Annotated in this window: 31 protein-coding genes; 16 read left to right on the top strand and 15 right to left on the bottom strand. The window is 62.8% G+C overall.

Annotation, left to right across the window (positions count from 1 at the left end):
- The first annotated feature begins 112 nt into the window (after positions 1 to 112).
- Both ACVISU_RS12810 and ACVISU_RS12805 read left to right on the top strand, forming a co-directional pair.
- Positions 113 to 1657, top strand: a complete 1545-nt coding sequence (locus ACVISU_RS12810; RefSeq protein WP_456707172.1) for an acetolactate synthase large subunit — start codon at positions 113 to 115, stop codon at positions 1655 to 1657.
- 52 nt (positions 1658 to 1709) lie between these two features.
- On the top strand, positions 1710 to 2246 hold the full coding sequence (locus ACVISU_RS12805; protein WP_456707171.1) for a hypothetical protein: 537 nt from the start codon (positions 1710 to 1712) through the stop codon (positions 2244 to 2246).
- Positions 2247 to 2612: 366 nt separating this feature from the next.
- On the opposite strand, the gene ACVISU_RS12800 is transcribed toward ACVISU_RS12805, so the two are convergent.
- Positions 2613 to 2840 carry a hypothetical protein gene (locus tag ACVISU_RS12800; RefSeq protein ID WP_456707170.1) on the bottom strand — a complete coding sequence of 76 codons (228 nt, stop codon included), beginning with the start codon at positions 2838 to 2840 and terminating at the stop codon, positions 2613 to 2615.
- Positions 2841 to 3020: 180 nt separating this feature from the next.
- On the opposite strand from ACVISU_RS12800, the gene ACVISU_RS12795 reads away from it, so the two are divergent.
- Complete coding sequence (locus tag ACVISU_RS12795; RefSeq protein ID WP_157113342.1) at positions 3021 to 3161, top strand: hypothetical protein; 141 nt, start codon at positions 3021 to 3023, stop codon at positions 3159 to 3161.
- Positions 3162 to 3230: 69 nt separating this feature from the next.
- On the opposite strand, the gene ACVISU_RS12790 is transcribed toward ACVISU_RS12795, so the two are convergent.
- Positions 3231 to 3602, bottom strand: coding sequence for a DUF4118 domain-containing protein (locus ACVISU_RS12790; RefSeq protein ID WP_050404154.1), 372 nt, complete (start codon positions 3600 to 3602; stop codon positions 3231 to 3233).
- Between the two features lie 180 nt (positions 3603 to 3782).
- On the opposite strand from ACVISU_RS12790, the gene ACVISU_RS12785 reads away from it, so the two are divergent.
- Together ACVISU_RS12785 and ACVISU_RS12780 are read left to right on the top strand one after the other, a co-directional pair.
- The gene (locus tag ACVISU_RS12785) at positions 3783 to 4082 is read left to right on the top strand and encodes a hypothetical protein (protein WP_050404155.1); all 300 of its coding nucleotides are present in this window, start codon (positions 3783 to 3785) and stop codon (positions 4080 to 4082) included.
- Positions 4083 to 4583: 501 nt separating this feature from the next.
- On the top strand, positions 4584 to 5906 hold the full coding sequence (locus tag ACVISU_RS12780) for a tyrosine-type recombinase/integrase (protein WP_456707169.1): 1323 nt from the start codon (positions 4584 to 4586) through the stop codon (positions 5904 to 5906).
- Between the two features lie 1075 nt (positions 5907 to 6981).
- On the opposite strand, the gene ACVISU_RS12775 is transcribed toward ACVISU_RS12780, so the two are convergent.
- The gene (locus ACVISU_RS12775) at positions 6982 to 8202 is read right to left on the bottom strand and encodes a tyrosine-type recombinase/integrase (protein WP_456707168.1); all 1221 of its coding nucleotides are present in this window, start codon (positions 8200 to 8202) and stop codon (positions 6982 to 6984) included.
- A 400-nt stretch (positions 8203 to 8602) separates the two neighbouring features.
- Here ACVISU_RS12775 and ACVISU_RS12770 point away from each other — a divergent pair, with 400 nt between their 5' ends.
- The 3 genes from ACVISU_RS12770 (at position 8603) to ACVISU_RS12760 (ending at position 10309) form a co-directional block, all read left to right on the top strand.
- Entirely contained in the window at positions 8603 to 8899 is a 297-nt protein-coding gene (locus tag ACVISU_RS12770) for a hypothetical protein (protein ID WP_456707167.1), read from the top strand.
- Between the two features lie 230 nt (positions 8900 to 9129).
- Positions 9130 to 9447: a hypothetical protein gene (locus ACVISU_RS12765; protein ID WP_456707166.1), complete on the top strand. Its 318-nt coding sequence runs from the start codon at positions 9130 to 9132 to the stop codon at positions 9445 to 9447.
- Between the two features lie 181 nt (positions 9448 to 9628).
- Positions 9629 to 10309, top strand: a complete 681-nt coding sequence (locus ACVISU_RS12760) for a ParA family protein (protein WP_021081815.1) — start codon at positions 9629 to 9631, stop codon at positions 10307 to 10309.
- Between the two features lie 121 nt (positions 10310 to 10430).
- Here ACVISU_RS12760 and ACVISU_RS12755 read toward each other — a convergent pair whose 3' ends face one another.
- Both ACVISU_RS12755 and ACVISU_RS12750 read right to left on the bottom strand, forming a co-directional pair.
- Positions 10431 to 10577: a hypothetical protein gene (locus ACVISU_RS12755; protein ID WP_172803621.1), complete on the bottom strand. Its 147-nt coding sequence runs from the start codon at positions 10575 to 10577 to the stop codon at positions 10431 to 10433.
- Positions 10578 to 10832: 255 nt separating this feature from the next.
- A complete protein-coding gene (locus ACVISU_RS12750) occupies positions 10833 to 11129 on the bottom strand; it encodes a DUF4282 domain-containing protein (protein WP_050404422.1) in 297 nt (98 codons plus the stop codon).
- 319 nt (positions 11130 to 11448) lie between these two features.
- Here ACVISU_RS12750 and ACVISU_RS12745 point away from each other — a divergent pair, with 319 nt between their 5' ends.
- The 3 genes from ACVISU_RS12745 to ACVISU_RS12735 all read left to right on the top strand — a co-directional run bounded on the left by ACVISU_RS12745 (position 11449) and on the right by ACVISU_RS12735 (position 12713).
- A complete protein-coding gene (locus ACVISU_RS12745) occupies positions 11449 to 11907 on the top strand; it encodes a MaoC family dehydratase (RefSeq protein ID WP_456707165.1) in 459 nt (152 codons plus the stop codon).
- A gap of 8 nt (positions 11908 to 11915) precedes the next feature.
- Positions 11916 to 12398, top strand: a complete 483-nt coding sequence (locus ACVISU_RS12740; RefSeq protein ID WP_050404369.1) for a MaoC family dehydratase — start codon at positions 11916 to 11918, stop codon at positions 12396 to 12398.
- 171 nt (positions 12399 to 12569) lie between these two features.
- A complete protein-coding gene (locus ACVISU_RS12735) occupies positions 12570 to 12713 on the top strand; it encodes a hypothetical protein (protein WP_016841369.1) in 144 nt (47 codons plus the stop codon).
- Between the two features lie 104 nt (positions 12714 to 12817).
- Here the strand turns inward: ACVISU_RS12735 and ACVISU_RS12730 are convergent, their stop codons facing one another.
- The 3 genes from ACVISU_RS12730 to ACVISU_RS12720 all read right to left on the bottom strand — a co-directional run bounded on the left by ACVISU_RS12730 (position 12818) and on the right by ACVISU_RS12720 (position 14712).
- Positions 12818 to 12955, bottom strand: a complete 138-nt coding sequence (locus ACVISU_RS12730) for a hypothetical protein (RefSeq protein WP_456707164.1) — start codon at positions 12953 to 12955, stop codon at positions 12818 to 12820.
- A 226-nt stretch (positions 12956 to 13181) separates the two neighbouring features.
- The gene (locus ACVISU_RS12725; RefSeq protein WP_097673101.1) at positions 13182 to 13604 is read right to left on the bottom strand and encodes a hypothetical protein; all 423 of its coding nucleotides are present in this window, start codon (positions 13602 to 13604) and stop codon (positions 13182 to 13184) included.
- A 154-nt stretch (positions 13605 to 13758) separates the two neighbouring features.
- Positions 13759 to 14712 (bottom strand): hypothetical protein, encoded by a 954-nt coding sequence (locus ACVISU_RS12720; protein ID WP_456707163.1) that lies wholly within the window; start codon positions 14710 to 14712, stop codon positions 13759 to 13761.
- Here ACVISU_RS12720 and ACVISU_RS12715 point away from each other — a divergent pair.
- Complete coding sequence (locus tag ACVISU_RS12715; protein WP_456711004.1) at positions 14651 to 14869, top strand: hypothetical protein; 219 nt, start codon at positions 14651 to 14653, stop codon at positions 14867 to 14869. The genes ACVISU_RS12720 and ACVISU_RS12715 overlap by 62 nt on opposite strands.
- 92 nt (positions 14870 to 14961) lie before the next feature.
- Here the strand turns inward: ACVISU_RS12715 and ACVISU_RS12710 are convergent, their stop codons facing one another.
- From ACVISU_RS12710 to ACVISU_RS12695, 4 genes are all read right to left on the bottom strand, one after another.
- The gene (locus tag ACVISU_RS12710; RefSeq protein ID WP_050404372.1) at positions 14962 to 15396 is read right to left on the bottom strand and encodes a nuclear transport factor 2 family protein; all 435 of its coding nucleotides are present in this window, start codon (positions 15394 to 15396) and stop codon (positions 14962 to 14964) included.
- Positions 15397 to 15594: 198 nt separating this feature from the next.
- Entirely contained in the window at positions 15595 to 15855 is a 261-nt protein-coding gene (locus ACVISU_RS12705) for a hypothetical protein (RefSeq protein ID WP_456707162.1), read from the bottom strand.
- A gap of 126 nt (positions 15856 to 15981) precedes the next feature.
- A complete protein-coding gene (locus tag ACVISU_RS12700; RefSeq protein ID WP_050404374.1) occupies positions 15982 to 16425 on the bottom strand; it encodes a nuclear transport factor 2 family protein in 444 nt (147 codons plus the stop codon).
- A 369-nt stretch (positions 16426 to 16794) separates the two neighbouring features.
- Positions 16795 to 17628, bottom strand: coding sequence for a hypothetical protein (locus ACVISU_RS12695; RefSeq protein ID WP_456707161.1), 834 nt, complete (start codon positions 17626 to 17628; stop codon positions 16795 to 16797).
- A gap of 141 nt (positions 17629 to 17769) precedes the next feature.
- Here ACVISU_RS12695 and ACVISU_RS12690 point away from each other — a divergent pair, with 141 nt between their 5' ends.
- The 4 genes from ACVISU_RS12690 (at position 17770) to ACVISU_RS12675 (ending at position 20459) form a co-directional block, all read left to right on the top strand.
- Positions 17770 to 18015 carry a hypothetical protein gene (locus tag ACVISU_RS12690; RefSeq protein ID WP_050404375.1) on the top strand — a complete coding sequence of 82 codons (246 nt, stop codon included), beginning with the start codon at positions 17770 to 17772 and terminating at the stop codon, positions 18013 to 18015.
- 80 nt (positions 18016 to 18095) lie between these two features.
- Entirely contained in the window at positions 18096 to 18287 is a 192-nt protein-coding gene (locus ACVISU_RS12685; RefSeq protein WP_244522109.1) for a hypothetical protein, read from the top strand.
- Between the two features lie 767 nt (positions 18288 to 19054).
- Entirely contained in the window at positions 19055 to 19441 is a 387-nt protein-coding gene (locus tag ACVISU_RS12680) for a hypothetical protein (RefSeq protein WP_456707160.1), read from the top strand.
- A 76-nt stretch (positions 19442 to 19517) separates the two neighbouring features.
- Positions 19518 to 20459: an AIPR family protein gene (locus ACVISU_RS12675; RefSeq protein ID WP_456707159.1), complete on the top strand. Its 942-nt coding sequence runs from the start codon at positions 19518 to 19520 to the stop codon at positions 20457 to 20459.
- Positions 20460 to 20474: 15 nt separating this feature from the next.
- On the opposite strand, the gene uvrB is transcribed toward ACVISU_RS12675, so the two are convergent.
- The 3 genes from uvrB to ACVISU_RS12660 form a co-directional block, all read right to left on the bottom strand.
- Positions 20475 to 23438 (bottom strand): excinuclease ABC subunit UvrB, encoded by a 2964-nt coding sequence (uvrB, locus tag ACVISU_RS12670; RefSeq protein WP_456707158.1) that lies wholly within the window; start codon positions 23436 to 23438, stop codon positions 20475 to 20477.
- A gap of 112 nt (positions 23439 to 23550) precedes the next feature.
- Positions 23551 to 23757, bottom strand: a complete 207-nt coding sequence (locus tag ACVISU_RS12665; protein ID WP_430641577.1) for a hypothetical protein — start codon at positions 23755 to 23757, stop codon at positions 23551 to 23553.
- Positions 23754 to 23978 carry a hypothetical protein gene (locus ACVISU_RS12660; protein ID WP_050404380.1) on the bottom strand — a complete coding sequence of 75 codons (225 nt, stop codon included), beginning with the start codon at positions 23976 to 23978 and terminating at the stop codon, positions 23754 to 23756. Before ACVISU_RS12660 ends, ACVISU_RS12665 begins: the two co-directional genes overlap by 4 nt.
- Positions 23979 to 24110 lie beyond the last annotated feature (132 nt).

The raw sequence follows: 24110 nt of genomic DNA, 5'->3' as shown, positions 1-24110 counted from the left end.
GCTTGAGCGTTTTCAGAAAACGCGACCAAACAAAAGGATACCAGCATGCTCCGATTCGATCGGATCATGCCCTGGAGCGACCTCAAGAACATCTCGAAACGGGAGCGTGAGCATGAACGGTGCGGAAAGTCTGGTGCGGACGTTGGTTGCGGGCGGCGTGGACGTCTGCTTCACCAATCCCGGCACCTCGGAGATGCATTTCGTCGCGGCACTGGACAAGGTCCCCGGCATGCGCTGCGTGCTCGGCCTGTTCGAGGGTGTGGTGACCGGTGCGGCCGACGGCTATTTCCGTATGAAGGGAACGCCGGCCTCGACGCTGCTGCATCTCGGGCCCGGCCTTGCCAACGGCCTCGCCAATCTGCACAACGCCAAGAAGGCGCATTCCGGCATCGTCAACATCGTCGGCCAGCACGCCACCTATCACATCGAATACAACGCGCCGCTGACATCGGACATCGAAGGCCTGGCACGGCCGATGTCGGCCTGGGTGCGCACCTCGCCGGACGCCAAGTCGGTCGCCCGTGACGGCGCCGCCGCGATCGCCGCGGCCAGCGGCGCACCGCCGCAGGTTGCGACCCTGATCCTGCCCGCCGACACCGCGTGGAACGAGGCCGACGAGGTGGCGCAGGTGCCTGTGGAATCGCAGCGCCGGAACTATTCGCCGCAGGCGGTCGAGAGCGCCGCCAAGGTGCTGCGCAGCGGTGAACCGACATTGCTGCTGATGACCGGCAGCGCGGTGGCAGAGCCGGCGCTGGCGCTGGCGGCGCAGATCGCCGGCAAGACCGGCTGCAAGGTCATGGGTCAGCTGGCGAGCCCGCGGATGGCGCGGGGGCGCGGGCGGTTTTCGATCGAGCGGGTGCCTTATGTGGTCGAGCTGGCGCTCGCGGCGCTGAAGGGCTTTCGACACATCGTTCTCGTCGAGGCCAACGAACCCGTCGCGTTCTTCGCCTATCCGAACAAGCCGAGCCTGCTGAAGCCGGAGGGATGCGAGGTGCATCGCATGACCTCGATCGGCGAGAATTCGGTGGCGGCGCTGCAGGCACTGGCCTCGGCGGTTGGCGCCAAGCCGGCCGATGTGAAGCCGCAGGCGACCGTCGAACTGGTGAAGCCGACCGGTGCCTTGAACCACGCGTCGATCGCTCAGGCGATAGCGGCTGCGGTTCCTGACAATGCCATCCTGGTCGACGAATCCATCACGACCGGGCGCGGCTTCTTTCCGCTGACGGCGGGCGCCGCTCCGCATGACTGGATTCAGAACCTGGGCGGCTCGATCGGCTATTCGACGCCGGTCGCGACCGGCGCCGCGATCGCCTGTCCGGACCGCAAGGTGATCTGCATGGTCGGCGACGGCAGCGCGATGTACACGATCCAGTCGCTGTGGACCCAGGCGCGCGAAGGGCTCAACATCGTCACCATCGTCTTCGCCAATCGCATGTACCAGATCCTGCGCGGCGAATTCGATGGCGTCGGCGCCGGTGAACCGGGCAAGCGGGCGCAGGACATGCTGAGGATCGACAGCCCGACGCTGGATTTCGTCGCGCTCGCCAAGAGCATGGGCGTGCCGGGCCGGGCGGTGACCACTGCCGACGAGTTCAACAAGGCCTTGGCGGAAGCCGTCGCCGAGCCGGGCCCGCGGCTGATCGAAGTGCAGGTGTAGCAGCGCAATTTGAAAAGGCCGCGGCGGTGGTCCAGTCCAGTCGGAGGCGACAATGCAGACCGAGCTGAACAAGCTGATCGCCGCGGTCGCGGAATTCTACGCGCAGGAGACCTTCCTGCTGGAGCGCGATCTCGGCGAGCGAACGCTCACCCACCGGCTTGCGGTCCATGTCGAGCGGCAGTTTCCCGGCTGGCAGGTCGATTGCAACTACGACCGGCTCGGCGAGCGCACGCTGCGGCTGCCGCGCGGCTCGGGGAGTTCGACCGACGACCATCTCGGCAAGTCGATCTATCCCGATATCGTCGTGCACCAGCGCGACATCCCGAACAATCTGCTGGCCATCGAGCTGCGCAAGGACAGCAATCACCAGCCGCTCGACCACGATCAACGCAAGCTGCAGGCGCTGACCGATCCGAATGTGTGGTTTGCCTATGCGATGGGCATTCTGGTGATCGTCGGACGGCACGGCGTGAGCTTTTCCGAGATCTATGCCGGCGGCGCCGTCGACAGCGCCACGTCGCGCTGGTTTGCGGCGCGGATACGCGAGAGCGGGCTCGAAGGCGGGCGCGACGACGGCGCCCAGCATTAGGCCTGTCGATGAATCGTTCAACGCATCGCAGTGATAGCCCGTTTGGATCATGCGTTGCTGCTGCACGCGCGTCAAAACAGAACGTGCGGGAGGTGGAGCAATTTCTGGAGCTGGTGGTCAATTTTCAGAACGATCCGATGGCGGTGCGGATTATCGGCTCTGCGCCTCTTTCGCTCCCTCTCCCGCACTTGAATTCAGTTCTCGCGGCCCCGACAATCACTGCCCCAAGCGGCCGGCGCATGTGATCGCGACGCGATGCGATGGGCGAGGCGGCATCCGCACCGAGACAGCAACAAAAAAGGCCGCCTTCGGGCGGCCTTTTCCGTGATCGCCAGATTCGCGATCGGCTATCGCGTTTGTTTCTGTTTATTGCTTGGCCGCATCGTCGCCGGTCGCGGCGGCGCCGCCCTTTGCCGCTCCCTTGGCGCTCGACTTCTTCTTGGCTTTCTTCTTCGGCGCCATCTTGGTCGCCTCGCCCTTGGTCGCCGTGTCGCCGCTTTGCGCTGCGGGGGCCGGGCTCGCGGCCTTGTCCTGCGCGAGCGCTGTGGACGAGACGAAGGCAAGCGCCGTGGCGGCGAGGATCAGTGTTCGCATCGGATGGTTCTCCCAAGTTGGTTTCCGGCGCCCCTCAACGGGACAGAATGTCGCAGGTTCCGCAGCGTCGATCAGCAGTCCGTGAGCTGCCCGTGAACGGTGCCGCCGGCGCGAGATGGACGGAACCGGGAACCGCGCGCCGCGTTATATCGCTGGGCAGGAGTTCCGAGGAGAGGCGCCATGCGTTGGCGATCAGTGACGGAAACCACCAATACGGTGCTCGACACCGCCCCCGAGGATACCTTCTACACGGTGGGCTGGACCATCAGCGGGCTGGCGACACTGGCCGCCATCGTCGCGGTCTGGATGTTCGGGATCTGAGGGCGAACGATCCGCCCAGGCGACCGGCTGATAGACGCCGGCGCGCGGTCGTGGCCTGCGCCCGGTCGGCTATTTCCGCAAAATGATCAGCGCTTCCCGGTAGAGCTGCGAGAAACCGAGCAACAGCGAGCTCGACAGCAGGAACGTCGCGATGCTGTCATAATCGTCGGCCGTCGGCCAGGCGAACTCGAAATAGGGGGGCATGAACACCCACCACACCAGCGGCACCGTGATGATGGTGGCAAAAGCCCCAGCCGGCGCGCCGCCCAGCAGCCCAGCGATCAGGATCGCTGGCACGAAGGCCGCGAAATGGAGCTGCATGCCGAAGCTTGCGAACATCTCCTGCGTCGCGGTGGCGAGCACCACGGCCAGCAGGGCGACGACGAACGTCGACAATGACCAAGGCCGCAGCTTCAGAATGTAGTCGTTGCCCTTGCGCATCGAGACGTCCCGGCCTCCGCGAGTTCCGGGACGGTAGCCGAGGAGGCCTGCAAACAAAACCCCGTAGGACTCCGAGGGTCAGCATTGTGCTCGGCACAGTGAAAAGGAACCGGCCCGGTCAAGCCGCCGCCGCATTGTCGCGCTTATTGCGTTGCAGCAGGGTGATGGTGGGACGACACGATGCTGGAATTCTTGATTGTCGTGCTGGTCACCGGGATCGGGTTCGTATCGGGGTACGGCGTGCGCGAACTGATCTCGCGCCGCAGACGGCGGTCTGCTCCGCAGGTGCACCCGCCGAAGGTTCGCGCCGCGAATGACGACATCTCCGCCCGCGGCTGGTATCGGCCGGCCGGCGCGCAAGGCGCCGACCAAGCCACCCTGCCGCCTGACGAGCTCGACGGCGCGGTTCGCGACCTGCTCGGCGAGCTTGGCCGGCGTAACGCCAGGCCGTCATCCGCCCCGCACCGCCGTCGGCAATGAGCTGGATTGGCCGGGGCCGCCGCGGCGTCGGCTACTGTGCATGGGGTTGCTTTCGACATTTTCGATCAGGCGGTCACGATGGCCACCAGAATGTCGACAATCGTCCGCGCTCGGGGGGCCGAAGGGCATGGTGGACGCACAAGGGATCGAACCTTGGACCTCTCCCGTGTGAACCACAATCCGTAGATCCAGGCAGACCGCACGCAGCCATAGTGTTGTCGAAATAATTCATTCTATTACATCGGCTTATGTTCGTTTTGACCCCAATGGGCCATAAGCGGCCATACTGCATTTTGTGTGCCCCCGTTGTGCCCACCGCAGTTTTTCCCTTGGGGCACACAAATCGGGGAAGGTCTGTGCCCTTGTGTTCTTTGAGAGGCCGTCCTTCCACGCTGGGTGCGCCCCGAGACGCGAAAAGCGAAGGAAGGTCAATGACCACTTTCCCGTCGCTTGGATGATCCGGGCGTCTGCGGGGCACACCGCGACAGGGAGCGCAGGACCATGCCGGAGCAACTGACACTCACCGACGCCGTAATCCGCAACGCCACGTTGCCGCCAGGCAAGGCGCAGCATTATCTCCACGACGACAAGCTGCCCGGCCTCGCCTTGCGCATGCGTGCCACTGGCGGTCGAACGTGGGTTTATCTCTTCTCCAAGCCAGGAGTGAGGGGAACCCAGCGCAAGACCCTCGGCCCGTGGCCCAAGTATAATGAGAAGGCCGCCCGCAAGGCCGCCACTATCGCCGCTGGTGAGGTGTTCAAAGGCGTGGACCCGAACGATGCTAAACGCGAGGCGAGGCGGCAACAGTCCGCCGAAAAGCTGCGCACCATGCTTGCTGACCTCATCGTTGAAGGTGGTCCCTACGAGACGTCGTTGACCGGACGCCAGGTCGTCAACTGGAAGCCGGCAATGTCCGCGTTGCGGCGCGGGCTCAAGGAGCACGCAGATAGTGGCGTCGGAGACCTGACGCGCCGGCAAATCATGGCAGCGGTCGACAGGGTTACCAAGACCGGTAAGCGTGGCGCAGCCAAGGACCTGCGCAAGCACACCCACACGTTCCTCGAATGGTGCGTTAGCGAGGGCTATGTCGACCACAATGTGCTTGCAGGTTATCGCGAGCCCAAGGAAACCCGTGCGCAAAGGGTCGGACGCCGAACGAAGGGCCGCGCCTTAACTGACGAAGAAATCATCAAGGTCTGGCAGGCATCCGGCAAGCTAGGGACCTTTGGGCTTCTGGCAAGGACGTGCTTGCTCGGTGGTCCGCGCCGGAGCGAGCCAACCATGATCGAGTGGTCGAAGCACGTCATGGAGGACCGCATCACCTTCGATGCGGCATGGACCAAGATGGGCCTATACCACGATGTACCGCGTACTCATCTCGTTGATGAGGTGCTCACTGCCGCGAAACATTTCCAGCGGGCGACTTCAGACTATGTCTTCCCGTCACCGAAGACCGGCGGCCAGATGTCGGGCTTCACCAAGATGGTCAATCGTTTGATTAAGGAAGCGGGTGTTGACAAGTTCACCATGCATGATTTGAGGCGCAGTCTGCGTACTATCATGTCCCGCTGCGGCTACGACAATGAGATCCAGCGGCTGTGTGTCGGGCAAAAGCCAGGCGGAATTGATCAGGTCTACAATCACGACGAACAGTGGATCATCCGCAAGATGGCGTTCGAAGCGGCGCATGATTACATCGCGGAGCTGGTCGGTGCGATACGGAGTGGCAAGGTGGTGCGCCTGCAAAGAACGAACCCGCTCGATCCGATCAAGGCCGAGTTGCTCGGCCGTCTCCGGGAGCACTATGCGGCTGAGATGGCTTAGCGGTTTTGTCGCCTCCGGCCAAATAGTTGCGCACCGCGTCTACTCGATAGAGCGGGCGCCCGTCGACGTGGCGCCATTTCAGTGGGTGGTTTGGATTGCGTCGCCACTGCTCCAGAGCGCCGGGCGTGCGCCGGATGACCGCGGCCGCCTCCAATGCCGTCAAATTTGAGCTTCCCGGCAGCGTTTCGATATCGAAAGCCGCGGGCGGCGGCACGCCACGGTTCTTCCGGTAGCGCTTTGTGGCGCGCCCGCTATTCCCGCAGACTTGCGAGCCAAAGGCCTCAATCCGGTTCTTTTCGCCCTCGCCGCCCATGCCTGTTTCCCGACCATGATCGGTCAGAAACATTAAGGTCGAAACTTTTCGAGCAAAAAGGAGATTCTGGCAGATGTAGCGGCTGGGTGGCTGTGGCGTACAAATAGGACGAGGCATTTGCCGTCGCCACGAGGATGGCGAGCAACTAGATTCAAGTTTGTTCCCGATCAAACCGAGCTTGCGTCCCTGTCACGCCGTGAAGCATCGCTCTGACGCTTAGAATCTCATCAGTTGGTCTGGTCGAGATGGTAGTCAAGCAAACCAAATTCTCTCTGCCCGAGCGATCGCCGGTGATCGGTGCCCGAGCCATCGGTAATTCGCGAGCCACTGTTGTCAATTGGGATTGGAGGACGTTGCATTAGGATGCGATGAAGCGTCCCCGCACTTTCTTGGAATACGGGCAAAAGCGATGGATCACGTTCGCACAGGACACCAGCGATACACAGTGCAAGGGCCTCCACGCCCAAGCAAGAAAAGATGGCAGCAGATCCGTTAGCTCAAGCGAAGATGCCCTCCATCAACGGAGCTTTGATGCGTCCGAATGAGCCGAAGCCGCGGAAGGCGTCATCAGCCAATTCCTCATCGGGACGATAGGCAAAATGGCCCTCGCCGGGGGAGCGGCGTCAACTCATGCTCGCCAACCGTGCGATTGACGCTCACCGGCAAAGCAAACTTAAGGCCGCATGATAAATCCAATGAGCACGTTCGACCCGGAGCGACACCCCGTGAGGACTCCAGTTCGAGAAGGGGCGGAGTCCACTATCACGATGCGACCTTTTCCAGCTTTTGGGCTGGCAAGGCCGTAACGTATTCCGCCCAACGCTCGAGTGCCTCGCGCATCTCGGCCACGTACCGCGCTCGGTTATATACACCAGCTACGCCAGCCCGGTGGCCGCTGACGTGGTTTAGGATCGCCTCCACTATGTGGGGCAACACGCCAAGCCGGTCGGCCATCACCGTGGATGCCGATCGGCGAAGATCATGAACGGTCCAATGGGGTGGGGATCCACCCAGGGCGTCCGCAACGCGCGCATCAAGCGCCGCCTTCGACTTTGACCAGCCGGAGAACCCACGATGCGGGTCGCCGCTGCGTCGCGGTCCCTCACCAAAGAGAAAGTCTCGGCCTTTTTGGCGCGACGGGAGCAGGGCCAAGGCGGCTGGAACCAACGGTAGCAAGTGTTCGCGATGATTCTTGGTCCGGGCAGCCGGCAGCGTCCACTGCCCCGAACCCGTATTAAGTTCGGCCCATTGCATGTTGCCCACTTCATTACGGCGTTGGGCCGTGAGCAGCAACAAACGTACGATGCGTCCGTAATCGTCATCACCGCAGGCCCCCCAGACGGCTGATAGCTCCGTCTCTGTGAGGACCCGTTCGCGACTTCCCGGCTGCGCGGGTCGATTGGTGCCGAGAACCGGGTTCGCGGGAATGTCGAGTCCCTCGCGAATGGCCCAGTTGAACATTGAGGACAGGGCGGTACGGGCGCGGGCTGCTGAGACCTGTCCGTGACGTGATGCGATGTCAGCGATACGAGCCGAGATATGACGCCGCGCGATTTGGAAGACCGAGACAGGATGCAAAGGTTTCCAACTGACCAACAGGTACCGTTCCATTCCCGAATAGGTCCCGGGCCTCAGCCTTTGTTTGGCGTACCGGAGATATTGATTTGCGATCACCCGAAGGGTGTCGGCCGCCTGCATGCGGGCTTTGGCTTTCTCGCCCGCCGGATCTTTGCCATCGGCAACCAGGCCCAAAAGCCGCTTGGCCTCCTTGCGTGCGAGCTCGGGTGTCCAGGGGGCGCCGTGAGGACCGATCGTGATGAAGCGCTGTCGGCCGAACACTCGGTACTTGAGGACGTAGGTCGCCTGGTCACGCTGACGCCGAACGCCAAAGCCTCGCACCGCTTGGCGGTGGTCCGCGTCCCAAATAGCTTCGCCTGGCTTGAGCGCTTGTACTGCGCGAATCGTTATACTCGAGACCGCCATCGGTCGCCTCTGTAGCTACCACGTAGCTACCACCATCGCGCCAATTGGAGCGCAGATAAGGCGAGGCGCGGCGGGCTTACATATTGATAATAATGAGATTTTCGTACAAACGGCGGGAATATCGTAATACCGGCGAAGCCTTTGTTTTGTCTGTGGAACAGGAGGTCGGTGGTTCGAGCCCACCCAACTGTACCATCCACAAGGTCAGCCGCTGCGATATCGCAGGATCGCTCGCCGTCTGCTCATCGCCCGTGGCGTGGCATCTCGCCCGCTTGCACTTCCGCGTGCCTTCACCCACACTCCGCGAAACGACGCCTTAACGACGCCTTAACGACGCCTAGTGACACCTTTGGGGGGATGCATGGGGATCGCCAGTTCAAGGAGATTTTCGTTTGCGTTGATGCTCTCGATCGCCCTTGCAGCTTTGTTGCTACCGGACCGAAGCGAGGCCTACACGCCCGACCAGCAGCAGGCGTGTACGCCGGATGCGTTCCGGCTTTGTGGGCCCGAGATTCCCGACGTCGATCGCATCACGGCCTGCATGATCAGGAACAAGGCGCAGCTGTCGCCGGCCTGCCGCGCGTTCTTCCGCGGAGGTCCCGAGCCGCGCGAGGCGAGCGAGCGCGAGGAGCGGCCGCCGGTCGCTGCGAAGCGGAAGGTCCACAAATCGCACAAGGCGAAGAAGTCCTCCCACTGACGTCCACCAACGAGCTGGTTCCCATCGCGCGCACGCAAGAGCCGCAAGTCCGGTACGTTGTCGCGATGCGAACCTTGGCGCGAAGGCGCGCGCTGGATTCCTGGCTGCGATTTCAAGACCGCGATGCGCGACAGACTGACGCCTTGTGACGCTGTCACGCAGCATCATCTCTGGGGCATGTGTTGTTTGCCAAATCCGTTCCCGCTTGCGGATCGGATGGAGAGAGGCACGTGAGCCAGTACTACAAGCAAGAGATCGATCGGCACTTCGCCTGGTTCGAAGCCAGGCTTCCGGAAAAGCCGGCACGCTTCGTCGCGTGGCTGCGCAAGCCGTCGTCGCGCTATGTGCGGAATCCGCTCGCGATCCTCCTGATCATCGGCGGCATCTTCAGCTTCCTGCCGGTGCTCGGACTCTGGATGCTGCCGCTCGGACTCCTTTTGTTCGCGCAGGATGTGCCGCTCTTGCAGAAACCGACCGCGCAATTGCTCGGCTGGATCGAGCGCAAGTGGATCGCGCGCCAGCGCGCCAAGACTGCCGAAAAACGCTAGGGGTGAGTCATATCAAACGCTTAGCGCTTCCATTTGCGGTTGCGTCATAAGTATAGTGTGACTCAAAAAGCAGAATGCACCGGTAATCTTGGCCGCTTTGCGGATTGCAAGAAGTTTCTTCTTTCGCGAATCAGCATGCTGATTCATTTTCGCCTCCTGGGGTCAATCTGGAGGCCAACGTATGAACGTGATTGTTTTCGCTTCGCGTAAGGGGGGCTCGGGAAAAAGTACCCTGGCTGCTCACCTCGCCGCGCAAGTGCACAAGGCAACGAAGCCCTGTCTGCTGATCGATGCCGATCCGCAGGGCTCGCTGACGCTCTGGCATAAATTGCGCGGCACCAACGAGCCGGCGATCAAGACGGCAGTCAACTCGGTCAGCGGGATCATTGCCCAGGCCAAGCGCGACGGCATCGAATGGGTGTTCATCGACACGCCGCCGAATCTGTCGGCCGTGGTCGACGACTCCATCAAGAATGCGACGATGGTGATCATTCCGGCGCGGCCCGGTGTGTTCGACGTCAACGCGGTGCAGGAAACCATCCAGACCTGCCGCTCGATGCGCAAGCCCTATGCCGTCGTGATCAACGGTGCGCCCGCGCAGCGCGACGGCGCCGAAAGCCGCATCGTCGCGATCGCCCGTGAGGCGCTGGCGAAATTCCGCGCACCGGTGTGGAGCGGCCAGATCACCAACCGCGCCGACCTTCTGATGGCGCTCGGCCAGGGTGAAGGCGCCCGCGAATACTATGCGGAAGGCCGCGCTGCCGCAGAGATCAATCGGCTGTGGGCCGCGATCGAGCGCTCGATCAAGGCGATCCGCGGCACGGCGTCGGCATCCGGCGCGATGCACAAGCAGGCGGCGTAACAACGCCGCTCTGGTTCGAACTGGAAAGAACGCGCGGCACTCGCGCGTTTTTTGTGTGCTGAGGTAACGAGGCAATCTCGAATTGCCTCGGCCTGAGCTCGTACTTCCGCGATGGATGGCGTTACGCCACCATCAGCAGATAGAATGCGATCACCGGCGCCAGGGTCAGGATCACCGACCAGATGCCGACAGCCCACAAAATATCCTCGGTCGTGAAGGCCGGCTCGGCAGCCGGCCTCACGGCAATAAAACCATTCCTGGAATTCACGACGCCCCCGCGTTGGTCTTAAGCGCAATGCGGAGGTTGATACGCGAGCGGCTTTAAGATCCCGCCCGGAATTTCGCTGGCATTTTCGCGCGGGTGCTACTTCGGATTAACCACAGCCGGGGCGGCAGGCCGCGTCCGGCGGGAGGCCGAAGGCCTCAAGCGCGACGAGATTGGGCTGAATTGTCATCGCGCTTTAGCTCTTTGTTTGAGCATGATCTTTTCGGAAAACCGCTTCGCACTTTTCCGGATCATGCTCTAGTGCATGCTTCCGTCGCGATCGCGGATCGCGCCGAGATGCTCGTTGATCCGGAATACGATCAGGATGAACTCGGCGGCGATGCGCGAGAACACGATGCCGACGAACACGCTGGCGATCGAGGCGAGCAGCTGGATGAAGCCGACGAACGGGCTGATCGCCATCGCGGTGAGGCTCCACAGGATGCCGGAGATCCCGAACAGCACGATGACCGCGATCACCAGCCAGTAGAACGTCTTGATGATCGTGGGCGTGATGAAGCGGTCCCACTGAAACAGATCCTGGAAATCGAACATCATGGTTCTCCCGGCCAGCCGAAATATGATTCGCGTCGCGTGCATCCTACTGCGTCACCTCCGGCGTGATCACTTCGTCGCGGGCCGCGCAGCAGGCGTCCGTCAGAACGAGGCGTGTCTCGCCGGGCCAATGGTTCGGGGCGGCACCAAAGCGCCGCCGCACCCAAGGGGGTCGATACCGCAGAAGCCCGATCAGTCTCGCCAAAGCCAAGCCCCGGACCGGGCGCCGGCAGTCCAGGGCGAGCTATGCGAGTGGGCTGGTTGTGATTGCTGCAAATAACGGCCACAATCGGGCTCCCCTCCATCATATCCTCACTCAATGACCACGCTGACCTTCGAAGACTTCAAGCCCGGCCGTTTCGGCACGTTCGGCCCGCGCCATGTTTCGCGCGAGGAAATCCTGGCCTTTGCCGCCGAATTCGACCCGCAGCCGATGCACCTCGACGAGGAGGCGGCGAAGAAATCCATGCTCCGCGGCCTGTCGGGCTCGGGCTGGCATCTCGGCTCGCTGATGATGCGGATGATGTTCGACGGTTTCATCGGCCGCACCGCCTCGTTGGGGGCGCCCGGGGTCAACGAGATGCGCTGGGTGGCGCCGCTGCGCCCGGGCGACGATTTGACGCTGGATGTCGATGTCGTCGAGGCGCGCGTCTCGAAGAGCCGCCCCGAGACCGGCATCGTCACCTTCAAGAGCACGATCCGCAACGCACGCGGCGAGATGCTCTGCGAGATGGAGGCGCCGATCATGATCAGCCGCCGTGATGGTTTGAGCGCATAGGAGACATCATGCGCTTTTTTGAAGATATGGAGATCGGCGCCCAGCGCGCGTTCGGCTCATTCACCTTTACCGCCGAGGACATCAAGCGGTTTGCCGCCCAGTTCGATCCTCAGCGCTTCCATCTCGACGAGGAGGAGGGGCGCAAGTCGCTGTTCGGCGGGCTCGCCGCGTCGGGTTGGCACGTCGCCAGCGTCTGCATGAAGCTGCTCGTCGCCGACGGCAAGCGGCTCGCCGCCGAAGCCGCCGCGCGCGGCGAGACGGTTGCGGTCTGGGGACCCTCGCCGGGTTTCCGCGAGCTGCGCTGGATCCGCCCGGTGCTGGCCGGCGACACCATCAGCTTCACCAACCAGGTCGAGACCAAGCGCACGTCCGAGAAGCGGCCGGAATGGGGCATCATTCAAGCCCGCAATACCGGCGTCAATCAGCGCGATGAGGTGGTGTTCTCGTTCCTCGCGACCGCGTTCGTGCCGCGCCGGAATCCCGGTTCCTGATGTTGCTCCAGCGCCCCTGATGTTGCACGGACGCCATGGTCGGCAGCTAGTTCTGCTGCCGACGTAGTTGTGCGTTGCGTGGAACTGATTTTTTGCTAACGCATTTTGAACCTTTGTCCCTGCCTATGGTTTGCGGGCACGGACATCTGGGCAAGCACTACTGGGGATACCATGGCAGATCGTAGCGCGCTGAAACTCGTCGGAATCATCTTCGCGACGGTCACGGTTGTCGTGATGCTGGCCACCGGAATGGTCGTGAAGGGCTTTGCCGACGGCAATTATTCCTTCGAGACCACGGCGAGCATCGATCGCTGATCGACTATCTGTAACCGTCGGCGCTCTCCGGAGCGCCCGGCAGCGCATTCGCGCTCTTCAATGTGACCCGTCGGCAGGCTGCGTCACACTTCCTTCAAGTATTCTTAACGATTCCAGATCAGCACCAGCACGATGGTCGCGGTGGCCAATATGCCTATGAACCGGATCATCATGGTGCCGATGCCCTGCTGCGGCTGACGCAGCGGTATCGGATCGGCGTTCTCCGGCCGGACGCTCTGCATGAATTCTCTCCAAATGAATGCCGCCACGTCGCGGTCCGGATGCAAATTCCGGATCGGACGCGGGCTCGCCATCTCAAGTTCAAATCGGCTTCTGCAAGAATCGATGCCGCACAGTTTACGCCGTGCTGAATAATGAATCGTTCTGCGCCGAATCGGCCCGCGCAAAACAAGGCCGCCGCCCCTTGTTCGGGAGGCGGCGGCCATCAGTCCCGAAAACTGATCGGGATCAGCTGTTGCGCAGGCCGTCGGCGGCACGCTTCCACTGCGAGACGTTGTCGGCAATCATCCGCGTCGACTTCATCGCGGCCTGGCTGAGCTGGGCATAGCCGGAGATCTCGCGCTGGACGCGCTGGCCCTCGGCATGCAGCAGGTCACGCAGGCTCTCGAGCTCGCCGATCAGCTTCTCGATCTCGGCGAGCGAGGTGCCGGCGACGCGCTGGATCAGCGAGTTGACGTTGCTGACGGTGGCATCGGTATTGGTGTCGGTCGGCGCGGTCTCCGGGCTCGCCACCGGCCGGCGCAGATAAGCGATGTCGTTGCGCACGAAGTCGCGGATGCCGGCTTCGACTTCCGAGACCGCAGCAAGGTTGGAATCGACCTCGGAAGTCGTTTCGACTTCGGCTTCCTCGGTACGGTTGGTGGCGTTCATCGGCTTTCCCCTGGTTCGCAATAGCGAAGCGCGGCTTGTCCCCCGCACGACGAATTGATGAAGTTACGGACCTATCAGTGCCGCCGAATTTGACCGCATCTGGGCCAAGTTGGGGCAATGCCTGATCATTAGCGCGACAGGGCTAACAGATCGTTCACCATGAGCGCTTGAAGCCGGCGCCGATGCTCTTGTTGATCGTGCCCTGGGCGGTCTCGCCGACCGATCCGGAGACGGTGACGCCGTCGAACAGCTTCTGCTCGGCGCCGACCCGGCGCAGCCACCTGTCCTCGGCCGTCGACAGCGTCTGGCCGGCGGTGATGCTGGTGCCGGTGTCGGTAACGGACAGGCGTGCCGACTGATCGGTGTCGTAGCTGCGCGACGGATGGCCGTCGACGCCGGGCACCGGGACCACCCCCTGCTGGATCAAATTGTAGCCGCTCTGCAGCGTCAGTGAATACTGCTCCGACAGCGGCACCGATTTGCTGAGCGAGGTGCCGATCTTGCTCTGGTCGGCGCCCGGATCGACCCGCGCCTCGACCGAGGTCTTGTCCCAGATCGAAGCCACGCCGCCGGCCGAGATCGACGCCCAGGCCGAGCCGCCGGATTGCGGCAGGCTGCCGCCATTGGCGAGCCGCTCCGACAATTGCTCCGACGTCGTCATCGTGCCCTGTTTGGCGACCGTCATGTCGGCGCCGATGCGGGTGTCGAGCAACGGCGAGATCGATTGCTTGACCGACACCGCCGACGAGCCGTTGGCATTGTTGTTGGTCGACCAGGACGGATCGTTGCCGGCGACGCTGCTGCGTTTGGCTGCACTTTTCGGCGCCAGCGTGGGCAGGCTGGTGGAGTCGGTGTCGAGCTGGCTCCAGTCGAGCTTGCTCTGGTCTATGTCCTTCAGGATGTCGGCGTCATTGGCATCGGCTGCCGGCGGCGCCTCATCGGCGGTAGCCTCGGCGTCGTCAGCGGGGCTGCCTTTCGCGACCTCTTGCGCAGCGGGAGCGACTGGCCATGGTGAGGTCTGCGCCGTGGCCGAAGACGCTATCGCCATGCTGAAGCCGGCCGCCAGCACCGGCAGCCTTGCCCAGCCAAATCGCAATGTGGAAGTCATTCCCAGCCCGCAAATTCCAGAACGGCAGCATGCATTTGCCGTGGTGCAAGAATGTGGCAATGGCGCCGCAAAGGCAAATGATCAACGCGTGATCGTCATGTCCGGGACAAGCGTGCGCGTACGCAAGGCCCCCGCGCGGCCGGTTCGGGGCTGGTGAAACCGGCCGCGTCCCGCCGGAGCGCCGAACACGCGAAGACGCGCTTCGCGCTCGAGCCCGGACATGACGAAGGCGTGAAATCGTTCGGACTGTCAGACCGCGATGCGCGGCAGGTGGATCGGGTAACCGACCGTCTGCTCGACCAGGTCGAAACTGTCGACCAGCACGCGGAAGCTGGTGAGCTTGCCGAACTTGAATTGCGCGAAATGCGCGATCCTGAGCGAGATCGGCTTGTTGGAATCCAATGCCGTCAGCGAATAGCGCAGCATCGAGGCTGCGGAATCCGCGCCCAGCATGATCGACTCCCGATCGAAGCGGTGAACCCTGAGGTTCTCGCCGATCTGCCTGATCACCTCGAGCACGGCGGCCTTGCCGCGGCGCGAGCCGAAGAAGGAAAACAGGTCGATCGGCCCATAGATGGCCCATTCGATCTCGTCATCGAGCAACGGCTCGATGTCTGCAAGCTGGCGTTCGTTGATCGCGCGATGCAATGCACGCGAAAAACGCCAGAGGCTATGCTCTGTCATTTTGGTCTCGTCCTGAAACTGGATCGTCAAAGCAAACGGATGGCGGGCGGTCAGCGCCGACGCCCTGCCAGGTTGCTGCACGTCACTATTGCCGCCTCAAATAGGGCGGAATGGCCAAAACGCAAATGACTTTTTTGCAATGCACAATTGCGCCGCACTTGACCGGAATGTGACCGCCCGCCCGCTTGTCACCGCAATTCAGCGGTCGCGTTGCCGCAGCGGCTGCTGCTCGATCACGATCTCGGCGTCGCGGATCGCCACCACCGCGAACAGCAGCGCGCCGCCGATGCCGCCGATCGCGGCGCCGAGCGGCATGAAGGTGAAAAACACCAGCGTTCCGCTGTCGAGACCCGAGGTTTTGGCGAGTCCGATCCAGGTGAGCCCGGCTCCGATGCCGAGAGCGGCGCCGCCAAGGACGCCCAGTGCAAGGCCAAGCACAGCGAGCAATGCGACTTTCATGCTGATTTCAGCCCCGACCGCAACAAGCCCAGTGATAGGTCAGCGCCGGGCCTGCGAGGTTCAACGCTGGCGGGGACGAATTTGCGGGGCGGGGGCGCCCGCATGCTTTGCCAGATTTCCCGGGAGCTAGCCCGCGCTTGGCCCGATCAGCGTCGCCGCGACGTCGCGCTCCAGCACCTGCTGGACGAGGTCGAATGTGTCGATGATCTCGCGGATCTCGGTGATCTTGCCGTCGCGCAGCGTGTAGAACACCGCAACGTCGAACTGCACGACGCGGGCGTTGTTGCGCTTGCGGAAGAACACCCGCAGCTGGGCCGCGACCTTGTCGCCTTCGGCCACAACCATTGGCGCCTCGTAGCGCATGTCGGAATAGCGCTCGTGGATCGTGGTCCACATCTGGCGCAGCGCGCCCTTGCCGCGGTGCTGGCCCATATGCGGAAGAATGTCGATCGGCGCGTTGGCCAGAAATGCGACGTCGTCGCTGCAGCGGTCCAGCGCGCCCTCGATGCCGCCGGCATAGTAGACGTCGAGGAAGTTCAAGACGCGCTGCCGGTTCAAATCCTCGCCCATGATCTGCTCCGCCGGTTCAGTCCGCCTCGCCTTTGACTGGCCTTTGACTTGCCTTGGCCCGCATTGTGAACCGAAGCGTTCCACTCTCAAACATATGTTTTGACGTACGAGACGCAATTAGGTTTGGCAACCGCAGCGTGTATTGCGGCGATCTTCCGTCCTGGATGAGCCCGGCCAACACGAACGATGGCCTGCCGTCGCAGGGCGCACGACCGAAATATCGAAAGCAACCCCATGCATAGTAGCCGGCGGCTGCCGGCATTCGACCCGACCACTCGACATGTCGGGCAACTCGGTGATGTTTTCGATTATTCAGAAATATTGCCAGCGCTTCGCTCCGGGGCTACGCCGTAGCTCTGTCACGGTGCGCTAATCCGCCGGCGCGGCCTTGCCGGTCAGAAGATCGATCGTGAACCGCTTCGTCTTCTCCGAGCCCGGCGGCACGAAGGCCTCGCCGGGCGCAAGGTCGTGGTAAAGCTCCTTCGGCTTCGGAAAGCCTTCGCCGCAGGCGGTGCGGATGGTCTCGTCGTCGGCGAGGTCGACGTCGACCGCCACCGTGTTGCGCCGCGGCCCCGGGGCGAGGTGGGAGAGGCTGAAATATTTCGGGCCCTCGTTGCACATCACGACATTGGAGCCGTAGGCGCTGACCGCATCCTCGGCCCTGAGCAGGAAGTCGGGCGCGATCTCGATCCGCCGGCCGGACTTTCTGGAAAACTCCATCCTCGCCACCGCGCTCTCGACGATGCCCTGGCCCATGTGACCGACTGCGCAGATCAGCAGGTCCTGCCGCTCGTCCTTGGGCAGGACGATGCAGTCGTGGCCCTGCGCGCCGGGCAGGAAGCGGATGAAGCGAGTGGCCGTGCCGTTCTGCTCGAACAGCGCGACACCGCCGAAATCGGTCGCGTGCGGCTCGCATTCGCTTTCATAATTGACGGCGAGCAGCGCGTTGCCAGCGGCGAGGAAGCGGCCGACATAGCGCTCCTGGGTCAGCTTGACGTCGCAGGCACGGCCGTCGGGATAGGATTTCGCCCGCGTGCAGGTCGATCCCTTGATGTTGGCAGTGGCGCAGAATGTCGCGAGCAGCGCGCGGTCGTTGTCGGCCGCGCGGGCCGGGCTCGGTATGACCAGCATCGCCGCGCCGAGCGCCGGCGCGAGAAAGGCCGCGATGAAGGCCGGGAGGAGAGCAATGTGTGATGTCCGCATGATCTTCAAGACGCTGTCCGCAATGCGGCGGCATTTAGAGCATGATCGTAACAGGCGCGCAGCGAATTTCTGCGGCAAAGCGACGGGAACCGGCAGGGTGGCTTGGCCGTTAATGCCTGAGAATTCCATTGGAGCCGCATCATGAAATCGATTCTTCTCGCGTCCGTCATTGCCATCAGTGCGATTGCCGCCACCTCGCCCGCCGACGCCAAGGGCTGCATCAAGGGCGCTGTGGTCGGCGGCGTCGCCGGTCATTATGCCGGCCATCACGGCGTGCTCGGCGCCGCCGCCGGCTGCCTCTACGGCCGCCATCACGCCAAGGAGCAGGCAAAGGAGCAGCAGCGCCAGCAGCAACAGGCGCAACCGTCGCAGCAGGAGAAGCTGTAAGGCTTGATCGGTTGTAATGTCTCGTTGCCGGAACGCCGTCCGCTTGGGCGGCGTTGTCCGCTTGCGTAACGGAGACGATGATGACGAAACCTTCGAACAAGACCATCCAGCCCGTTCCCGAAGACAACAAGAGCCACAAGGGCCCCGGCAGCACCCCCGGCGTTCCCCTCGATACGACCAAGGGCCATCGCGACGACGAGAAGCACAATATCCGCGAGCAGGCCGCGCACGGCAATCTGATCCAGAACACCAGCAACAAGCGGTCGGGGTAGGGCAAGGCGGTGCCATATCCCCGGGCGCGTCGTCCTGGAGAAAGCCAGGACCCATAACCATCGCTTTCGATTGTAAACGGGATCGTGGCCCCAGCGTCGCGCGACAATGCGCGTCCGGGGTAATGGGTCCCGGCCTTCACCGGGACGACGAGGGGAATCCGATTCACCTGTCAAACAGCGATGAGGATGTGCGCACTCGTTCTCGCGACATGAATCGCCCGAGCTTTGCATTTCGCTTGCCCTCTCATCAGGCAGAGGGCGCAGGGAAGACCGGGTGCCGATCGCACCCATGGGCCCCGAGCAATGGATAGAAAGCTCGGGGGTAGGACCACAGGTGTAACCGGAAACAACCCGGCCTTCCCTGCGCGATGGTTGTGCGGCTTATACGTGCTCACCCCGGCGAGACTTGGCTTTGTTGTCACCGTCTCCGCACGCGCAATGCGCAATGGGAAAGACACCTGCCACTAGGGTGTCAGGCCTGCACGATTTCGCCGTCGCCTGATCGCGCACTCGTCAGTTGCGCAATCGGCGTCCACCGCATCTCACCGCAACACTCCTGACGATGCGCAGCGCCCCTCGATCGGGTGAGACATGCATATTGAACATCTGAGTTGGGTCAAACGCGAAGCGAAAATTTGCCCGTCGGGGTGATTTGTCGCACCCGGCGATCGCGTGCCGGGCGTGACGCGCATCACGCCGCGGCCCGGCGCGCGCGGCTAGCGTGGCGGCATCGGATCACCCGATCGCCTGACGAGGGAAAGACCGCCATGAACGCCATCGCCGCACCTAAATCATCCGCGCTAAACCGGCTCGAAGGCTTCGCGCTCACCGCCATCCTGCAGGGCCTGCCGACCTTCGCCGCCGCCGTGCTGGTGCTGAAGATTCTTGGCGCGCGCGAGATCGTCGGCGAACGCTATGGCGCCGCGATCTTCGTCGTGCTTGCCTCGCTGATCTACGCTGCGATCATGCCAAAACTTGCCGCCAAATTCCCAAGGCGGTTTGGGAACGCCTATGCGCCGATGTTCTTCAACGCGGGCCTGTCGTTCTCCGAAAAGATCGCGAGGTGGCGGACCCAGCCCAACGTCTCGCTGCAACTCGTGACCACGATGATCATGCTGTCGCTGTTGGCGGTTGCGGTGGTGAGTGCGGGGTGAGACAGTTGTGCTGCGGGTCGCACAGAATTCCAACTACAAACACCGATGATTGAACGCAAGTTGACCGAGGAATCAGGTGACAATCAATCTTCGTCTTCCTCGTCCTCATCCACAGATAAACACGGCGATTGGAAATACGCTTGCGTCTGATCCTCAGCACTTTTGGTATTACAATAACGGAATTACGATCATTGCCAACGGCTTCAAGAGGCAGGCCATTGGCGGCAATGATAGATCCGTCGGTATTTTTGATTGCACTGGTGTGACCATTGTCAATGGCGCCCAAACGGTGGGTACGATTGGCCGCTTTCTGACTGGCGATGAGAGCGTGTCGTTCCTTCAGGCGCGCGTTATCGAAGTTAGCGATCCGGAATCATTGCTCGGAAAGCAAATCACCCGAGCCTCAAATACTCAGAACAAGATTGATGCGCGCAACTTTGTGGCGCTCGATCCTGAACAGGAGAGAATTCGGACCGAACTTTTGATCGAGAAAATTATCTATGAGTATCGAGAAGGAGAGCCGCTCGAGTCCACCGTTGACGGGTTTGAATTTATCGAGGCCGTGACGACTCTGGCCTGCGCTAGCAATGAAATGTCGTTTGTGGCTCTGTCAAAAGGATATGTTGGCGGCCTTTATGCCGACATAACGACGACGCCGTATAAAGCTCTTTTCAATCCTTCTACATCGTCACGACGTCTTTGGAGTCTTGTCCAGTTGGCGCGAAGGATCGACAAGTCGATAAAGGCGAAGGCAGATCCGTCGCTTCCAACTCAGCGAGGGCTTGTTGTTCACGGCAATCGATTCACGCTGCACTGCATTCTGCGCCGGATTGGGAAGAGTGCAGATCTCGATGCTGGTGAGGCAATCTCGGAAGGTGTTCTGGATGACGCTGTCTCGCACGTGCTATCCGGGGTTGGTCAGATTATCGACAAGGATTATGCAGACGCATATCTCGCGCCTCTGTTTAAGAACGTGAAGAAATGCACTGACATCCGCGAGAAGTACGAGAAGCTTTAGAGCAAGAATTTCTCGTTACCGCTTCTTCCACCCGCCGCGCTTGCCCGGCGTTCCTCCGCTAGACCGCGGCGACGGCCCGAACTCCGGGCCCGACTGCCGGGAGTCGGTCGGCTGGATGATGCGGCTCGTGGTGCCGAACGGCTTTGCGGGAAGCGCGCCGCTCGGGCGGAAGGGCAGCGATTCCGGGCCGTGCATCTCGTCGAGGTCGGGCTTGTGCACCCGCGAGCCGGACTTGCCGCCGCGGCTCGCCTTGAGCGAGGTCTGCGCCGACTTGTTCTTCAGCGCACTGACCGGCAGGTTGGCGGCGTCGCCGTATTTCCGGGTGCCGGCATAGGCGCCGGCCTGCTTCTGGACGTTGCGCTGCTTGGCGGTGGGGTCGTCGACCACGGCCATCTCGGTGGCGCGCAGCCGCTTGACCTCGTCGCGCAGCCGCGCGGCTTCCTCGAAGTTCAGGTCGGCGGCGGCCTCGCGCATCCGGGTTTCGAGGTCGCTGAGAACGGCCTCGAAATTGTGCCCGATCGAGATCACGTCGTCGGCCATGCCGCCGTCGCCGATCTCGACCAGCACGTGGTCGCGCTCATAGACCGAGTTGAGGATGTCGCCGATCGACTTCTTGACGCTCTCCGGCGTGATGCCGTTGGCCTCGTTGTACTCGACCTGCTTCTCGCGGCGGCGGTTGGTTTCGGCGATGGCGCGCTCCATCGAGCCGGTCATCTGGTCGGCATAGAGGATCACCTTGCCGTCGACGTTGCGCGCGGCACGGCCGATGGTCTGGATCAACGAGGTCTCGCTGCGCAGAAAACCTTCCTTGTCGGCGTCCAGGATCGCGACCAGCGCGCATTCGGGAATGTCGAGGCCTTCGCGCAGCAGGTTGATGCCGACCAGCGCGTCGAACGCGCCGAGGCGGAGATCCCTGATGATCTCGATGCGCTCGATGGTGTCAATGTCTGAGTGCATGTAGCGGACGCGGATGCCCTGCTCATGCAGATATTCGGTGAGGTCCTCCGCCATGCGCTTTGTGAGAACCGTGATCAGCGAGCGATAGCCCGCCGCCGCCGTCGCACGGACCTCGCCGACGAGGTCGTCGACCTGGGTGCGCGCCGGGCGGATGTCGACGGGGGGATCAATGAGCCCGGTCGGGCGGATCACCTGCTCGACGAACACGCCGCCGCTTTCGTTCAGCTCCCAGCCACTCGGCGTTGCCGACACTGCGACGGTCTGCGGCCGCATCATGTCCCATTCCTCGAAGCGGAGCGGGCGGTTGTCCATGCAGGAGGGCAGGCGGAAGCCGTATTCGGCGAGCGTCGCCTTGCGGCGGAAGTCGCCGCGGAACATGGCGCCGATCTGCGGGATGGTGACGTGGCTCTCGTCGGCAAAGATCAGCGCGTTGTCGGGGACGTATTCGAACAGCGTCGGCGGCGGCTCGCCGGGGCGGCGGCCGGTGAGGTAGCGCGAATAGTTCTCGATGCCGGCGCAGCTTCCGGTCGCTTCCATCATCTCGAGGTCGAAGGTGGTGCGCTGCTCGAGCCGCTGCGCCTCCAGGAGGCGGCCCTGGTCGTTGAGCTGGTCGAGCCGCGCCTTCAATTCCGACTTGATCGACTTGATTGCCTGCACCAGGGTCGGGCGCGGCGTCACATAGTGCGAATTGGCGTACATCTTGATGAACTCGAGCTCGTCCTGCTTGTGGCCGGTGAGCGGATCGAATTCCTCGATGGTCTCGATGGTGTCGCCGAACAGGTTCACGCGCCAGGCGCGGTCCTCATAGTGCGCCGGGAAGATGTCGATCACATCGCCTCGGACGCGGAAGGTGCCGCGGGTGAAATCGGCCTGGGTGCGCTTGTATTGCAGCGCGACCAGGTCTGCGATCAGCTGCCGCTGGTCGATGCGCTCGCCCTTCTTGAGCGCGAAGGTCATCGCGGTATAGGTCTCGACCGAGCCGATACCGTAGATGCAGGACACCGACGCGACGATGATGACGTCGTCGCGTTCGAGCAGCGCGCGCGTCGCCGAGTGGCGCATGCGGTCGATCTGCTCGTTGATCGAGGAATCCTTCTCGATATAGGTGTCGGTCCGCGGCACATAGGCCTCGGGCTGGTAGTAGTCGTAATAGCTGACGAAATACTCGACCGCGTTGTCGGGGAAGAAGCTCTTGAACTCGCCATAGAGCTGCGCGGCCAGCGTCTTGTTCGGCGCCAGGATCAGCGCCGGGCGCTGCGTTGCCTCGATCACCTTGGCCATGGTGTAGGTCTTGCCCGAGCCGGTGACGCCGAGCAGCACCTGGGTGCGGTCGTTGCGGCCGATGCCTTCGACCAGTTCGGCGATCGCAGTCGGCTGATCGCCCTTCGGCTCGTAGGACGATTTGATCTCGAAGCGCACGCCGCCTTCGGATTTCTCCGGGCGCGGCGGCCGGTGCGGGGTCCACACCCGCATCGAGCCGTCGTCCTTGCGGAACTCGGGGCGGCCGTCGCGGATCAGGTTCTCCAGCGCGTCGGCGGTCGCCTTGACCCCGAGCGCCTCCATCTTGCTGCGCGGCGGACGGGCCAGCGCCTCGTCATCGTCCTCGGCGGTCGGCAAGCCGAGCTGCCGCGCCAGTTCCGGATCGAGCGTCGGGATCGTGGCCGAGGTGCCGTAATTGGCCTGCGGGGCTTCATCGAGCCCCTCGGGTCTGGTTCGCGCGCCCGGCGGTTGCGGATTTTGTCGCAACGGCATCGGATAGGGATCGGCGGAACTCTGGGGGAAGTTCTTAGGCGTCGACGCCCGCGCGCGATGCGCCGCGGCCTCGCCGCCGGCGCGGCGATCCCAGGAATTGTCCGGCGGCGGCTGCAGGCCGGTGCCCGAACCCATGCCGGCATCGCCGCGATTGATCGCGGGATTGAGCAGCTCGGCCAGTGCCGGTCCGATCGGTTGGACTTCGGGCCGGTGTGCCTTGGATTTGGGGGATTTGCCGGGCTTTTTCGGAGTGTTCGGTGCTTTCGCCATGGCCGGAATATGGGACGAGTCCGGCAGCGAGAAAAGGGCAATCGACGGTGGGATTGGCGCGCAGGCGAGGCTGCTGACAGCAGGCTGTCAGCAGGCGGCGCGTTCCGGCGCCTCAGGCGCGCGGCAGGTCGACGATGTCGAGATGAATCGCGCCGCAGCCGTCGCAGCGCATGGTCCAGTATTCGGCGGCGCGGCCGGGAATCACGCGCAGCAGCGAGAGCCGGGCGGCGCATTCCGGGCAGCTGGTTCTGACCTGCGCCGGCCAGACCGGATCCGGCTTGCATTCCGGGGCGATTGCGACCACGACATTGCCGGTCACTCCGACGGCATTGTCATGCCATACCGTTGTGGGAACCGGTCGATAGTCCGCTTCGCGTCGTCGATCGCCGCATCCGGATCGGACCACGCAAAGCCGATGTCGAGCATCGGAAACGGCATGCCATCGATGACGACCGGCCTTTGATCGACCCGTTGAATCCTGGCGTGCCATTGCCCCTTCCCCACCTCGAACGATTTGATCTCAAAACCGCTGTAAATCATCGCGACCTCGGGATGCCCTTCTCATAGGAAGCACGGGCGCAAGGCGCCCTATGTGAACCAGATCACAAATCGCGCGGTTTATTTCCGACGGGCAAAGCAGTTCCAGCTTTTTGCTTTGGCATGGTCTTCAGC

The sequence above is a fragment of the Bradyrhizobium sp. USDA 4452 genome (assembly GCF_054063575.1).
Note: the sequence above shows the minus strand (reverse complement) of the source record. Positions and strands in the feature narration are given on the sequence as shown.